This is a genomic window from Exiguobacterium sp. A1_3_1 (assembly GCF_048985645.1).
Lineage (GTDB): Bacteria > Bacillota > Bacilli > Exiguobacteriales > Exiguobacteriaceae > Exiguobacterium_A > Exiguobacterium_A indicum.
The window spans coordinates 1-13,356 of sequence record NZ_WBYY01000079.1; the positions used below are offsets into that span (position 1 = coordinate 1).

17 protein-coding genes are annotated in these 13,356 nt (G+C 48.6%); 8 read left to right on the forward strand and 9 right to left on the reverse strand.

Features of this window, described 5'->3' with window-relative positions:
* Positions 1–147: 147 nt before the first annotated feature.
* Both F8N00_RS09785 and F8N00_RS09790 read left to right on the forward strand, forming a co-directional pair.
* Entirely contained in the window at positions 148–813 is a 666-nt protein-coding gene (locus tag F8N00_RS09785; protein ID WP_421018125.1) for an HAD family hydrolase, read from the forward strand.
* Entirely contained in the window at positions 810–1,193 is a 384-nt protein-coding gene (locus F8N00_RS09790) for a GNAT family N-acetyltransferase (protein ID WP_421018126.1), read from the forward strand. The genes F8N00_RS09785 and F8N00_RS09790 overlap by 4 nt, the downstream gene beginning before the upstream one ends.
* On the opposite strand, the gene F8N00_RS09795 is transcribed toward F8N00_RS09790, so the two are convergent.
* From F8N00_RS09795 to F8N00_RS09805, 3 genes are read right to left on the reverse strand one after another with little or no spacing between them, the layout of a single operon-like run.
* Positions 1,185–1,622, reverse strand: coding sequence for a GNAT family N-acetyltransferase (locus F8N00_RS09795; RefSeq protein ID WP_421018127.1), 438 nt, complete (start codon positions 1,620–1,622; stop codon positions 1,185–1,187). The genes F8N00_RS09790 and F8N00_RS09795 overlap by 9 nt on opposite strands.
* Before the next feature lie 14 nt (positions 1,623–1,636).
* Positions 1,637–2,092, reverse strand: coding sequence for a hypothetical protein (locus F8N00_RS09800; RefSeq protein WP_421018128.1), 456 nt, complete (start codon positions 2,090–2,092; stop codon positions 1,637–1,639).
* Positions 2,089–2,583: an RNA polymerase sigma factor gene (locus tag F8N00_RS09805; RefSeq protein ID WP_421018129.1), complete on the reverse strand. Its 495-nt coding sequence runs from the start codon at positions 2,581–2,583 to the stop codon at positions 2,089–2,091. Before F8N00_RS09805 ends, F8N00_RS09800 begins: the two co-directional genes overlap by 4 nt.
* 157 nt (positions 2,584–2,740) lie before the next feature.
* Here F8N00_RS09805 and F8N00_RS09810 point away from each other — a divergent pair, with 157 nt between their 5' ends.
* Both F8N00_RS09810 and F8N00_RS09815 read left to right on the forward strand, forming a co-directional pair.
* Positions 2,741–3,151 (forward strand): group-specific protein, encoded by a 411-nt coding sequence (locus tag F8N00_RS09810; RefSeq protein ID WP_421018130.1) that lies wholly within the window; start codon positions 2,741–2,743, stop codon positions 3,149–3,151.
* An 11-nt stretch (positions 3,152–3,162) separates the two neighbouring features.
* Entirely contained in the window at positions 3,163–3,708 is a 546-nt protein-coding gene (locus F8N00_RS09815) for an AAA family ATPase (protein WP_421018131.1), read from the forward strand.
* Here the strand turns inward: F8N00_RS09815 and F8N00_RS09820 are convergent.
* Entirely contained in the window at positions 3,666–4,022 is a 357-nt protein-coding gene (locus tag F8N00_RS09820; RefSeq protein ID WP_421018132.1) for a potassium channel family protein, read from the reverse strand. The two genes, F8N00_RS09815 and F8N00_RS09820, sit on opposite strands and share 43 nt — an antisense overlap.
* Before the next feature lie 139 nt (positions 4,023–4,161).
* Between F8N00_RS09820 and F8N00_RS09825 the strand changes: the two genes are divergently transcribed.
* The gene (locus tag F8N00_RS09825) at positions 4,162–4,968 is read left to right on the forward strand and encodes a phosphotransferase (protein ID WP_421018133.1); all 807 of its coding nucleotides are present in this window, start codon (positions 4,162–4,164) and stop codon (positions 4,966–4,968) included.
* 67 nt (positions 4,969–5,035) lie between these two features.
* On the opposite strand, the gene F8N00_RS09830 is transcribed toward F8N00_RS09825, so the two are convergent.
* Genes F8N00_RS09830 through F8N00_RS09850 form a run of 5 tightly spaced genes read right to left on the reverse strand, consistent with a single transcriptional unit; the run spans position 5,036 to position 9,710 of the window.
* Positions 5,036–6,349 carry an ATP-binding protein gene (locus tag F8N00_RS09830; protein WP_421018134.1) on the reverse strand — a complete coding sequence of 438 codons (1,314 nt, stop codon included), beginning with the start codon at positions 6,347–6,349 and terminating at the stop codon, positions 5,036–5,038.
* Positions 6,346–7,017: a response regulator transcription factor gene (locus F8N00_RS09835; protein ID WP_023468396.1), complete on the reverse strand. Its 672-nt coding sequence runs from the start codon at positions 7,015–7,017 to the stop codon at positions 6,346–6,348. Before F8N00_RS09835 ends, F8N00_RS09830 begins: the two co-directional genes overlap by 4 nt.
* Positions 7,018–7,033: 16 nt before the next feature.
* Entirely contained in the window at positions 7,034–8,179 is a 1,146-nt protein-coding gene (locus F8N00_RS09840) for an ABC transporter permease (protein WP_421018135.1), read from the reverse strand.
* Positions 8,176–8,853, reverse strand: coding sequence for an ABC transporter ATP-binding protein (locus F8N00_RS09845; RefSeq protein ID WP_421018136.1), 678 nt, complete (start codon positions 8,851–8,853; stop codon positions 8,176–8,178). Before F8N00_RS09845 ends, F8N00_RS09840 begins: the two co-directional genes overlap by 4 nt.
* On the reverse strand, positions 8,853–9,710 hold the full coding sequence (locus tag F8N00_RS09850; RefSeq protein ID WP_421018137.1) for an efflux RND transporter periplasmic adaptor subunit: 858 nt from the start codon (positions 9,708–9,710) through the stop codon (positions 8,853–8,855). The genes F8N00_RS09845 and F8N00_RS09850 overlap by 1 nt, the downstream gene beginning before the upstream one ends.
* Before the next feature lie 167 nt (positions 9,711–9,877).
* Between F8N00_RS09850 and F8N00_RS09855 the strand changes: the two genes are divergently transcribed.
* The 3 genes from F8N00_RS09855 to F8N00_RS09865 form a co-directional block, all read left to right on the forward strand.
* Positions 9,878–10,573 carry an ABC transporter ATP-binding protein gene (locus tag F8N00_RS09855; protein ID WP_421018138.1) on the forward strand — a complete coding sequence of 232 codons (696 nt, stop codon included), beginning with the start codon at positions 9,878–9,880 and terminating at the stop codon, positions 10,571–10,573.
* A gap of 27 nt (positions 10,574–10,600) precedes the next feature.
* Positions 10,601–11,371 carry a hypothetical protein gene (locus F8N00_RS09860; RefSeq protein WP_421018139.1) on the forward strand — a complete coding sequence of 257 codons (771 nt, stop codon included), beginning with the start codon at positions 10,601–10,603 and terminating at the stop codon, positions 11,369–11,371.
* A gap of 19 nt (positions 11,372–11,390) precedes the next feature.
* Positions 11,391–13,356: FtsX-like permease family protein (locus F8N00_RS09865; protein WP_421018140.1), on the forward strand; the 1,966-nt coding region annotated here is incomplete at its 3' end.

Consider the following 13,356-nt stretch of genomic DNA (forward strand, 5'->3'; position numbering starts at 1 on the left):
GTCCTGATACGTCCCACCGAGCGAGGGTAGGAGTAACAACGGTCGACCTGTCGAACCGTCGTCATAATACGTCACTTGTTTTCCCTGATGTTGCATAATTCGTTCCATTATAATCACTCCTCTATACTTTGAAAGATGGTGTTTACCTTGATTCGTGCTTTATTGTTTGATTTAGACGAGACGTTACATGACCGGTCCGGTTCTCTTCCCTATTTCCTTCGGGATCAGCATCAACGTTTTCGTGAAGTTGCGCATGTTCCGATCGACGACTACATCACGACGTTCTTAGCGCTTGATCAAGAAGGACGCGTCTGGAAGGACGTCGTCTATACGAAAATGATTCGTCACTTCGAATTGTCGCTTTCTGTTGAAGTACTGCTACAGGACTACGTGACGCGTTATCCGATCTTCGCACGGAGCTTTCCGGGAGTCGACACCTTTTTTGCGCAATTACCGCCTGAGCTACCCATCGGCTTACTGTCGAACGGTCGGACGACGTTCCAACGTGCCGTCTGTGACGCAATCGGACTGTCTCCCTCCTTTACGCAGATCGGGATCTCGGAACAAGAAGGCGTTCGTAAACCGGATCCGACATTTTTCCTTCGCTTAACGGATCGTTTAGGTGTTCGCCCGGACGAAGTCCTTTATGTTGGCGACAATTACGACCACGACATCTTACCGGCACGCACCCTCGGCATGCAGGCGATTTGGAAGCGCATAGGCGATGTTCCATTGACTGACACGCAATTTTCGGACTGGTGCCAGTTACCTTCCCCACTCCAAGACCTGATACGAAAGGAGAACCAGCCATGACGGAACAGATTCGCCGTTTTCAACCTGACGATTTTGAGCAGATTCATCGATTGAACGCATTAGAAGGATGGCAGGATCTCGTCGCTGATCAAGAGCGGACCCGCAACGCGTGGATGAATGCAAATGCCGCTTTCGTCCTTGAGTCTGACGGAGAAATCCTTGCCTATGTCCGCGCTTTAACGGACGGTTCAGTGACGACGTTCGTCTGTGAGCTCCTCGTCAGCCGAACCGCACGCAAGCGTGGGTACGGACAACAGTTACTCGATCACTTGCAACTTACCTATCTGACGCGGATCGATCTCCTAGCAACTCGTCAATCTGCTTCCTTTTATGAACAACAAGAATTTCGTGCTTTCCATGGTTTCCGTAAATCACGATGAAGCCCATGATTTCGAATAACTCGTGCTCGTTATGCTGTAGCCCATCGCTTGATAAAAGTGATGGGCTGCTTCGCGTTCTGGTCGATTACCACTGTTCAGTAAAACGGCAGTTGCTCCTCTTGCATGCGCCCAGTCTTCCGCTGCTCGGATCAAACGGCGTCCAATTCCCTGCCGACGATGTTTCGCGTTGACGACAAACGCGACGATTCGGACATAGGTCGTATCATGCTCGAACGCTTGCGCCTGAAACAGACCGACGCAGCCGAGAAGCATATCGTCGTCTTCTAGCACAAGCAATTCATAATCCGGATGACGGGTGACCCGCGAAAATCGTTCGCGTAAGACGTCCTCGCTTGCCGGATAACCAAGTTGCGTCATCAATCCGACCAATTGTGGTAGATCGTCTGTTGTCCAAGACCGGATGGTCATATTTCTCTCCCCCCTTATCGTGTGGGCGACAGAATCATCACCCGTTCTCGACCCTCTTCCTCACCGACGACCAGCACGTGCTCAGATACCGGATCGTCCTTGACTTGATAGACGGTAAACGCATCGAGGTTCGACGCAAAATCAGATGTGTCCTGTTCTAGTTGCGTATCGGTCAAGACATCATCCGTGACACCAAGTCGTTTCCCTTTCAGCTGTTGCCAGTCTAAATTCGTCATCTCTTTTGCTACTTTGTAAAACTGTTCATCATAATACATGCCGACCCTCATCGATTGCGATGATTGTTCGGGAACGGTCTCATGTAAGGAGTTGAAACCGATGATTGTCAGACCCGCTGCAAGGCAAACAACTTGTACCGAGCGCCGGCGCCGTTTCGCTTTGCGAATACCTTGGATTGTCCGTTGCCTGACGGATGACGGTACGTCGATCAAGATTTTTGGATCGTGATTCATAGACTCATCCCCTTCTGTCGTCGTACTTTCTCGAGCGCGCGGTACAACGTACTTTTGACCGTACTAAGTGGCACGTTGAATGCTTGCGCAATCTCTTGCAATGACAAATCTTCTTCATACCGGAAGTAGACGATCGAACGCTCGGTCGGCTCAAGGACATCCAGTAAATCGTCCAAGTACAAGCGATCAACAAGACGCTCTTCAAACGACGTCGTTTGACTGGGTTCGATCGCGTGCGGTTGAAACGACGCTCGATGTTGCTTGAAAGCGCAATTCATCGTGATGCGCGTCAACCATGTCTTAAAATACGCAGCATCCCGTAGACTCTTTCGCGCGCGCCATGCACGGTACGCGACCTCTTGCACGTTCTCGAGCGCTGCCGCCTCCTCTTTTAGATAAATGAAGGAGATGCGGTATACATAGTCCTCTTCTGCGAACAAAGCTGCTTCAAAAGCAGCGTCCGATAATGCTACACCTGACTTTCGAAACACATCGGCATCCTCCTTTTTGCAATCACTCCTTTATTAGATACGCGACACGTTTAAAAAGTTTCATTTTTTTCAAATTTTTCTTATAATTCCCTTTTATTGCATGAATGAATTCGATAGGATGGGAAGCAGAGAGATAAAAAAGGAGGATGTACGGAGAATGAAACTCTATATCGCTTCTCGCTTTGACCACACGTTGACCGTCCGCTGGCTCCGCGATGAACTCCGCTTGCATGGTCACGACTTAACATATGACTGGACGATGAATGATCGGGCAGAGGATCCTAAAGCACTTCGTCAAATCGGTCTTGCGGAGTTCGAAGCCGTGCAGCAAGCAGATGTCTTTGTACTCGTGTTGCCGGCAGGAAAAAGTAGCCATGTCGAACTTGGAATTGCGCTCGCGACGAATCGCCCCATTTACTTATGTATGCCAGACGCGACCTACTTCACTGGACCGTTAGCGAGTACGTTTTATCATATTGGGCAAACGACTCCCTGCTTCGGGACGAAGGAAGACTGGCTCGCGCAGATTCTTGCCGATCGCTTACCGGAAGAACAACTGACGTCATGAGGACGGTCCTGTTGACGATCGGTCCGACTCATGCCGGGAAAACGACGTTCGCCCGACAGCTTGCTCAGCGGTTAACAGCAAGCCTTGTCATCGATCAGGATCTCCAGGCGCGTTTTTTGCTCGAACAGTATCCGGAACTTATCCCGACAGAAGGACCGAATCACGTTAAACATGACTTGACGGGATGGTTGATTAAGCAAGCAGTCGCTTCTTCCCTTGAGACGATCATCTTATGTAATGCCAACGCCTTGCGCACCGGACGTCAGCAACTGTTAGATCAATTTCCCCGTTCGACGTTCCGCTCGATCCTCGTCTGGTTCGATTTACCTGAAACGACCATTACAGACCGACTAACCCATTCGACACGTGATGGACGGGAGATTCGTGGCAATGCGTCGTACCACGACATCTATCGACGGCAACGGATTGAGCCGCCTGCTCCCCGTGAGGCCGACAAAATCGTTCATCTTCGTTCGACGGAAGACGTCGAAGCATTCCTCGAACACATCACGAATCAATCGTTTGATTCTTTCTTTGGTGGTGTGTCGACACCATGATGTTGACGTAACGCGCGGTTGAAGTTCGCAATCAAGGCGCTGATCATGCCGATCCCAAGTAAGACATATCCCATCGAGAAAATCTTACCGAGTGGTGTCACGGGGTGTAGATCACCGTACCCGACCGTCGTCAACGTCATGACCGATAAATAAAGCGCATCGAGGTACCCGAGTGACTCGACGCCATGATAAAAGAACATCCCGATCGCAAGTAAAAAGACGACAGACCCCATGACGGCTTGCTGTTCCTGTTGCTTAAAGAGGATTCGTAGCACGTGGTACATATTCTTAAATACGATGAAAAACGCCAGCATGAGAATCGACCTTCTTTCGGCTTTTTGATAGTCGATTCCCGTCTCGTGACAAAGACAATCCGTTTCTTTTAAACGGATTCATAATGACGAGCCGATAGGTAAGCAATCACAAATGAAACTAAGAAAGTAGGAACGGATGATGTCTGAAGAACAACGATTGACTGGCGGAAATGTCTCCGCTGTCTATAAAAAAGGCAACTATGTCTATCGCTCACAAAAAGAGAACAGCAAAAACGTCCAACGGTTATTGCGCCACTTAGAAACTAAACGTATATCTGGCGTTCCGCGTTTCGTCGGCATCGACGAACAAGGACGAGAAATATTAACCTACCTCCCTGGCGAAACGGCAGATTATCCGCTAAAGGCATACATGTGGCAAGACGACGTGCTAGACGATGTCGCGCGTCTGATGCGCCAGTATCATGACGCAACAGTCGACTTTGAAGTCTCACCGGACTGGGAACCGTTGCTTCATACCCCGACTCCACACGAAGTCATCTGCCACAATGATTTTGCCGTCTACAATACAATTTTTGAGGATCAAAAACTGAGTGGCGTGATTGACTTTGACCTCGCGGCACCCGGTCCGCGTGCGTGGGATATCGTCTATGCGCTCTATACGTTCGTTCCGCTCAGCAGCAGACGGCAAGCACCTGACGGATCCGTTATCGATTATGCAGCAGAGCAAGATGACGCGCGCTTCGCCGAGCGGGTGAGTCGATTCCTTGATGCGTATGGTTATGAGGGATCGCGTTCCGAATTGCGATCACTATTATTGTTGCGCGTCGAAGCCCTGTATCTGTTGATTGATCAAAGAGCTGCGGACGGCGATTCTGCCTTCATCAAGATGAAGGCAGACGGTCATGATACACATTATCGCGCGGAATACCGTTTCATCGCAGAACATGGGCATAAGTGGTTCATCAATGCAAATGACTTAAGCTAACAGATACTAAAGGAGCGCTACACTTCACGATAACATCGTGTAAGTCCGCGCTCCTTTTCGTCTGTCATCATTCACGCGTCTCGTTCGCCGTTAACGTAACGGTCACGATTGCGCCTTGCTCCGACTGATTCCTAATCGTCAACTCACCGTCATGTAAATCAATGATTCGTTTAACGATCGATAATCCAAGACCATGTCCTTCATTCGCTCGTGACTGTTCGCCCTGATAAAAACGATCGAACACGTACGGTAAGTCCTGTTCTGCGATTCCTGGTCCTTCATCGCGGATCGTGACGCGAATGTTCTCTCCTTCACTTAAGGTCACTTCTAACACTCCCGATTCCGGCGAAAACCGAATCGCGTTCTCAAGCAGATTGAGCCAGACGTGCTGCATCAGTTCCTCTTCCCACTCGACGGACACTTCTGGTAAATCAAGCTCCAGTCGAAGTGATTTCTCCGTCCACTGTCGTTCCAGTAATAAAAGACATGTCCGAAGTTGTTCATCAAGGCGATACCGTTTCCGCTCGATGATCGTCTGATGATCAAGCCGCGATAAGCGGACGAGATTCGACGTCAAGCGTGTTAGACGGGTGCTCTCTTGCTCCATGATTGTCAAGTACTGCTGCCGTTTATCCGGATTTTCTTCTGTCTGTAGCAACCTAGAAAATCCTTGAATCGAAACAATCGGTGTCTTCAGCTCATGCGAAATCGAGGCGACGAGATCCTTTGCGAGATGGTCGTTTCGTCGCAGTGCTTCGGTCATGTGGTTGAAGTTTTCAACGAGGAGTGCGACCTCATCATTTCCACCTTCCTTGATCGAGACATCATAGTTCCCGTTCGTCACTTCAATCGCCGCTTCACTGATGCTACGAATCCGTCGTGTCACGAGCGTGACGGCGAGCCAAGTCAGGATGAAAGCGACGCCGATCGTGATGACGATACCGATTCCAGCTGACGTTCGTAATCCGTCAAGGATGCGTTGTCCGGCAATCGGTGTCGAGACGAGATATCCTGTCTCCGTTTGGCGAATATATTGCGACGGTTCGAGCCACGCCCCATCGATCGTGATTTCACCCTTTTGCTGTAACTGGTCACGTTCTGACGATGACAATGACTGTACTTGATTGAGCGACGTGTATTGTGTCGTTTGAATCAAAGACTGATCCATATACTGACTCGCCTCAGCGAACGACAGGCTTTGGTCTTGCATCAATCGTTCAATCTGATCCGTTCGTTGTTGCAATTGATTATTTAGGTCTTGATAGACTTCTTGGAACTGGAACCAGACCGTCATGATGAACGGTAACAGCAGTGGTAGTAACAATAAACCGAAGAGGATGACGAAAAAGCGACCAGAGATTGAGCGGACGAAGCGTTTCACTGGATCACTCCCTTATAACCGAGTCCCCAGACCGTCTCGATCGTAAAATCATCATAGGCGCTGAACTTGTCACGCAACCGCTTGATGTGGACATCGACCGTCCGACTGTCGCTCTCGACATCATATCCCCAAATTTCGTCCATCAATTGCTGACGTGTAAAAATCTGCTTCGGATGTGCCAGCAAGCGATAGAGCAGTTGAAACTCCTTTTGTGGTAACGGTATCTCACCATGAGGCGTTACGACCGTTGCGTCCGTCATCCGTAGTTGCAGGGCGCCGACGATTAATTCTTGCGCTGCTACGATCTTTGACCGGCGTAACAGCGCTCGGATCCGCAATAACAGTTCGTCCAAATCAACCGGCTTGACCATATAATCATCAGCACCGGTCGTGAACCCGGCTTCCTTATCCTGAAAGGAATCCAACACCGTCAACATCAAGACAGGTTGTTCGTATCCTGATTCACGCAGCAGCTCAACTAGTTCGATTCCTGAAACGTGCGGCATCATCACATCCGTCACGACGAGGTCGACGTGTTGTTGATCGAGTTGGTCGAGTGCGTCTTTCCCGTCTCTCGATTCAATCACCGTAAAGCCGGCGGATCGGAGTGTCTCGCCTAATAATAGACGGACATTCCGGTCATCTTCGGCAATCAAAATCGTTACCATCGTCCTCCTCCTTCACTTAAACATTTCGTAAGGCTTCGATCGGGTTCAGACGGGACGCTTTCCGTGCTGGCATATAACCGAATAAGACACCGACACCGATCGAGAATCCAGCGGCAAGCAGAATCGTGCTCACGGAGAGTGTGAACGGTGTACTGATCATCAGACTGACGCCAAATGCGAGCATCGCTCCGACAAGAATCCCAATCACTCCACCCATCAAGGACAGTAGAATCGATTCCAAGAGGAACTGAAGGCGGATCGTACGTGGTTTCGCACCGAGTGCTTTTCGTAAGCCAATCTCCGTTGTTCGTTCCGTGACCGAGACGAGCATCATGTTCATGATGCCGATCCCACCGACGATCAAGGAAATCGACGCAATACCCGTCAACAAGAGCGAGAGCATCGTATTGATTTGGTCAATCGAATCGAGGGCTTCATCCAAGCTGACGACGTCATACGTATCGTCGCGTCCGTTATAGAACTGGTACAGCTTTGCCGTAACATCCCGTTTGACGGTCGCGACGTCAGCTGCGTCCGTCTTGAAGATATCGACTTGCTTAACGGCTGTCACCCCAAGCGTCCGTAGGGCCGTCGTATAGGGAATGACGATTTGATCGCCATCCGCGTCACTGACACCGACGATCCGGTAATCGAGTCCATCGAGCTTGATCGTCTTACCGATCGCGACCTGACCCGGATAGAGCGTTCGGGCGACGGATGGACTGACGACGGCGACATACGTCTGTTGTTTCACATCACTGATGACGATGCCACGTCCTTGCGGAACGTCTTCAGATTCCCGGTAATAGATGTGGTTTCGCCCTTCGATCGTCACCTGGTCGAGTGAGTGATTTTCGACACGGACGTCCCGGACCGTCGAGACGGTCGGTGAGACTCCACGTGTTCCTTTAATCGTGTTTAACTCTTCCAGTTGTGCAGGTGATAATCCTTCTTTCAACGGCGTCTCTGTCGTTTGGACCGTTAATTTATTGGCACCGAACGACGCGACCTCTTCATTGATTGAGGCCGTCGCGCCGTTGACGATCGAAATCAAGGCGATGATTGATGCGACACCGATGATGACACCAAGCGTCGTCAAGAACGATCGCATCTTATGATGCCAGATATTCGACCATGCCATCCGTAACGTTTCGCGAATCATGTCGTCACCTCCGTCACCTGACCATCTTCGATCCGGATGATCCGGCGGGCTTGCTTAGCAATATTGACATCGTGTGTGATCATGATGATCGTCTTCCCTTCCTCCGAGAGGCTCTCGAACAACTCCATGATTTGTTTCCCTGTCTTTTGATCGAGCGCTCCGGTCGGCTCATCGGCGAGTAAGATCGTCGGTCGCGTCACGAGTGCCCGGGCAATCGCCACCCGTTGTTGTTGACCACCGGACAGTTGACTTGGTAAGGCATCGGCTTTATCTGTTAATCCGACACGTTCTAAGATTTCAAGCGAGCGCGCACGGCGCTCTTTGCGCGAGACGCCGGCATAGATGAGCGGTAATTCGACGTTTTGTAGGACGCTCATGCGCGGTAGCAACTGAAACTGTTGAAAAATGAAGCCAATCGCTTCATTGCGAATCGTCGCTAGCTGATCTTCGGATAGATCGTGGACGAGCTGCTCCTGCAAGCGATAGACGCCGCTTGAAGCGACATCGAGGCAACCGATGATGTTCATCAGCGTTGATTTTCCTGAACCCGAAGGTCCGAGGATCGTCACATATTCACCAGCCTCGATCGTCAGCGATACTCGATCGAGGACGATGTGACGATTGGTTCCTTCGCCGTAAGCTTTTTGAATTTCTTGCAAGTCAACGACCGGCATCAGGACGCACCTCCTGGTGGAGTTGGAAGAAGACCGGAACCACCGTCCTCACTCGGCAGGAAGACTTCGTCTCCGGCGGACAATCCGTCCTTGATTTCAATATCCTGTCCGTCCGTCACGCCCGTCTCGATGTATTGACGAGTCGTTTCCCCGTCTTTTTTCACATACACATACGGACGATCCGACTTCGAATACGAAATGACATCGAGCGATAAGACAGGTACGTCTTGTGCGAGTTGATACGGTAAACGTCCCTCGACCGTCATGCCGGGTAACCAGTTTGACGAGCTCGGTACAGATACTTTTGCATTGAAATACGTACTTCCATTTTCCGTCACAGCTTCCGGACTAATCGATTCGACCTTCCCTTTGATGGTTTTATCAGATGCATCCGTCTGTAGTTCAATCGTATCTTCAACTTCAATCCGTTCGATATCTTGTTCATCAATTTTCAGACGAGCGATCAACGCTTTGTTGTCTGCAACAACGAAGAGGACAGTATTCGGGGCATACGCTTCGCCTTCCGTGACGTCAAGGCGAACGAGTTGTCCGGAGCGAGGTGCCTTGACATCTTCTCCTCCTTCGACGCTGACGATCGTTTGACCCGACTTAACGGTATCTCCTTCTTCAAATCGAACGTCGGTGACACGGACATCACGATCACTGATGACCGTCTGTCGATCTTTCGCTTCAAGCGTGCCTGAGAAGTAGAAGAATGTTTTTAATGTCTTCGACTCGACGATCTCCTTCGTTCCTTGTGCCTCTCCTCGTCCTAAAAAGAGCGTGGAACCGATTAATAGGAGTACCAGGATGACCCCTCCACTGATCCATAACCATTTCTTGCGTGTTCGTTTCATGTTAATGCCTCCCTTGATTGGTGTTAATCCGATCATAAGGAGAAGTTATGAACCAACTATGAACAAATGTTAAAAAAGTGGTTTGGTCAGAAATAAAAACGCAATAGACAAAATTTTCTAAAAATAATACACTGAACATAACCAAATTATGTAAAAGGAGTGGTCGTATGGATATTACCTTTCAAGATATTTCTCATACATTCGAACGAAGCGGTGTCCGGACCGACGTCTTGCATCAACTAAACGGTCAGTTTTCGCAAAGTGAGGTGACGGCACTCGTCGGTCCATCCGGGTCTGGAAAATCAACGTTCCTGAGTCTCCTTGGTTCACTCGATCGCCCAACGTCCGGTCAGATTCTTTATGACGGACAGGACATCACGTCTTGGAAGAACAAACGGTTATCGCAATTTCGTTCGCAAGAGATCGGATTCATCTTCCAGCAGTTTCACTTATTACCGGCACTGACGGTATCTGAGAACTTAAAGGTCGCCTTGTTGAAGCAAAAGACATCCTTCAATCAAGAGGAGCGGATTCTCGAGTTACTCGAACGGGTTGGACTCGCTGACAAACGGAATGCTTTACCGGCTCAATTATCCGGTGGTCAACAACAACGGGTCGCGATTGCCCGTGCCCTGCTTCATCATCCACAATGGATTCTTGCGGACGAGCCGACCGGTAATCTCGATTCCGTGACCGGTGACGCGATCTTCGAGTTGTTACTAGAGCTGCATCGTGAAGCCAAGTGTGGCGTTTTATTTGTCACACACGACTTGGAACTCGCCGAACGCGCTGATCGGATTCTCTTCATGCAAGATGGACGAATCGTCAAAGATCGCCGAACGCGCACGGTACAAAGTGTCTAAATACTGTTAATGAGGAGATGTTCCGCATTGCACACGTTTCGTGCCAAATTAATCACGAGCTTCATCTGCTCGATTGTCGTTTTTCTGTTGCTGTCGGTATCGACGCAGTCCGCGTATGAAGCGTTTCAGAATGCGGACTTCTCGGAACAGGAGACGACGATCGTGCGGGGATGTAATCATAACGACTTATCCAATTTATTCTTCACAAAAAATAGTTGTAATTTCGATGACAAAATCGATGAGCGAGAAGACGGCATCGATTTAGGTGAGTCCGATGAACAAAATAAAAATACGGGTGGAACACCACGTGATCGAAAAGTAAAAAATCTCCCTCCGCTTTCGTTAATGAATATCGTAGAAAATACGTCTTCTTCCAACAAACTTCTATTCTTCACCGCTGTACTTTTACTCGTTGCTTTCGTAGGATACCGGATTCTTCGTCGTCGGCGACGTTCATCACAATCACGAGAATCTGAAAGTGAAGCAAACCATTGGGTCCAACCATCTCCTGAAAGTTATGTCCAACAAACAAACCTTCAATCGATGCTTACTCCGCCTGAAGAATCATTACGCCTGATGCTATTTGATTTTAATCAACGCTTACCACGTGCCCTCAAGCGGCGAAGCCATGAATCGTTGACAGACTGGACGGAGCGCATTCATCTGGTGACGCCACTCTCCCCTTACTTCGTCACCCGCTACGCAGCGCAAGCAGAAGTAGAAGCACTCGATGCACAAGCGATTCACCATTTCGAACAAGATCTTGCGCGTTATTTAAAGACGCAGCTCTCCCAATAACAAGCAAAGGAGACTACATATGTTACGCTTCGTCATCAATCAATGGCGTCGGCAGCGCGGGAAATTCATTCTGACGCTCGTCGGTGCGCTCATCATCAGTGCCGGACTCAGTTTGATGTTCAATCTTACCGACTCCAGTCAAGGAACGGTCGAACAGACATTACAAAAGAAATGGTCGTCTGCGTATGATATCGTCGTCCGACCGAAAGGCAGTCAGCTTGCAAGTGAGTCGAACGATTTACTGGAACCGAACTATTTGAATGGAATCGATGGTGGGATTTCCTTCAAACAATACGAAACCATCAAAAAAATGAACGACATTGAAATTGCGGCACCCGTCGCCGTGATGGGTTATGTCAAACTTGGCTTACGCGTTGATGAGCAATGGGACGTTCCCGATAAACCTGGCTTTTACCGTTTGAGAGAAACGCTGACATCACCTAACGGTTTCGGGGAAAAAATCCTAAGCGACGAAGCCGTTTATAGTGTCAATGCCAATCAAATCGCACGTGTTCCTGATATACCAGGAGTCTTTACAACTAAGTCCACGTCGCGAATCATCTATCCTCGAACATTCAGCTTGCTGGTGGCAATTGATCCTGAAGCTGAAGCCAAGTTAGTGGCTCTTGACCGTAGCATCATTCCTTCAAAAGGAAATAGTCGCTATTTTACTAAAAATGATAAAGCAACCGAAAAAGCAAATCCAAATACGATACCAATTCTTTTAAATCCAAATTCATTCAATCAAGGGACTTTTCAGTATTCAATCGAACGACTAGATGTTCCATTCGGTACACAAAAACAACAAAATACATTTTATTCAAAGATTCCAAAGGATTTTACACCTGCCTTTGAGATGTTGAATGAGATTCCAAGTAAAACAATCAAAAAATTTACGATCTCTTCAAAAGATGTTGAGAAAAAATTTTTTAGCACTTTAACGAATACTCCAACCAAAAATACTCAATCATCACGATTAGATGATGCAACGATTTCTGATTACTTACAACTCGAAATCACAACTGGACCGCTTACATATCGCTCTGAAAAAAGTCCATATACCGCGCGTTGGTCAAATGCCTATCAAGTTGAGAGTCAGAAAATTCAAGTCACGAATCCATTTTTAAAGGATATAAACACTTTACCTAAAACCGGATATCGTTCCACGCATTCATTAGAAAAAAAAGTAAAAGACACTATGGGTAGCGGGAATGATATTTATTATTCTCCCGGCTTTACAATGAATGTCATCGGACTTTATGATCCTAACAAAATTCGTGTGTCAAAAGATCCACTTAATGAGTTGCCGATGGAGACATATCGCCCTTCTTCAGCTGATCTGGTCTTAGATGCAAACAGAAAACCAATCAATCCAGCTAAATCTATCAATACTTCAGGCGACCCAGTCGGATTACTGACTAACTCACCGAATATGTTGACGACTCTAGACAGTGCACAGCAATATCGAGGCAACAAATCGATCTCATCGATTCGTCTAAAAATTAAAGGTGGCGAAACACTCAGCGAAAAGTCAGATCAGCTCTTACAACAAATCAAAGCAACCATCGAGAGAGATCCTGGTCTTGTCGCTACGATCACTAAGGGTTCTTCCCCGCAACCCGTCGTCACGAAAGTCGTCGAACAAGGCAAGACACTCGGTTGGATCGAACAACCATGGGTTCATATCGGTGTTGCGATGACAATCTTCCGCGAGACGAGCGTCGGGTTCTCCGGTGTCATCTTCGCGATGCTTGCGGTCGCGATCGTCTATGTCCTCGCGACGAGCTACGTTTCGATGCTCGCCCGCCGGAAAGAATTCGCTGTTTTACTGGCACTCGGCTGGCGGACGAAGGACCTCTACAAAATCATTTTGATCGAGGCGGCGATCCTCGCTGGATTTGTCTCAACAGTCGCCTTGATCGTCGAAGGCATCTTCTCATATGTCCGTAATGAAGCGATGAACGGCTGGAGCCTTCTTTGGATCG

Excerpts from the sequence above, each read along its gene's own strand:
- F8N00_RS09795 (WP_421018127.1), bottom strand. The coding sequence starts at position 1,622 with ATGACCATCCGGTCTTGGACAACAGACGATCTACCACAATTGGTCGGA.
- F8N00_RS09850 (WP_421018137.1), bottom strand. The coding sequence starts at position 9,710 with ATGAAACGAACACGCAAGAAATGGTTATGGATCAGTGGAGGGGTCATC.
- F8N00_RS09790 (WP_421018126.1), top strand. The coding sequence starts at position 810 with ATGACGGAACAGATTCGCCGTTTTCAACCTGACGATTTTGAGCAGATT.
- F8N00_RS09810 (WP_421018130.1), top strand. The coding sequence starts at position 2,741 with ATGAAACTCTATATCGCTTCTCGCTTTGACCACACGTTGACCGTCCGC.
- F8N00_RS09820 (WP_421018132.1), bottom strand. The coding sequence starts at position 4,022 with ATGCTGGCGTTTTTCATCGTATTTAAGAATATGTACCACGTGCTACGA.
- F8N00_RS09800 (WP_421018128.1), bottom strand. The coding sequence starts at position 2,092 with ATGAATCACGATCCAAAAATCTTGATCGACGTACCGTCATCCGTCAGG.
- F8N00_RS09825 (WP_421018133.1), top strand. The coding sequence starts at position 4,162 with ATGTCTGAAGAACAACGATTGACTGGCGGAAATGTCTCCGCTGTCTAT.
- F8N00_RS09855 (WP_421018138.1), top strand. The coding sequence starts at position 9,878 with ATGGATATTACCTTTCAAGATATTTCTCATACATTCGAACGAAGCGGT.
- F8N00_RS09835 (WP_023468396.1), bottom strand. The coding sequence starts at position 7,017 with ATGGTAACGATTTTGATTGCCGAAGATGACCGGAATGTCCGTCTATTA.
- F8N00_RS09840 (WP_421018135.1), bottom strand. The coding sequence starts at position 8,179 with ATGATTCGCGAAACGTTACGGATGGCATGGTCGAATATCTGGCATCAT.
- F8N00_RS09845 (WP_421018136.1), bottom strand. The coding sequence starts at position 8,853 with ATGCCGGTCGTTGACTTGCAAGAAATTCAAAAAGCTTACGGCGAAGGA.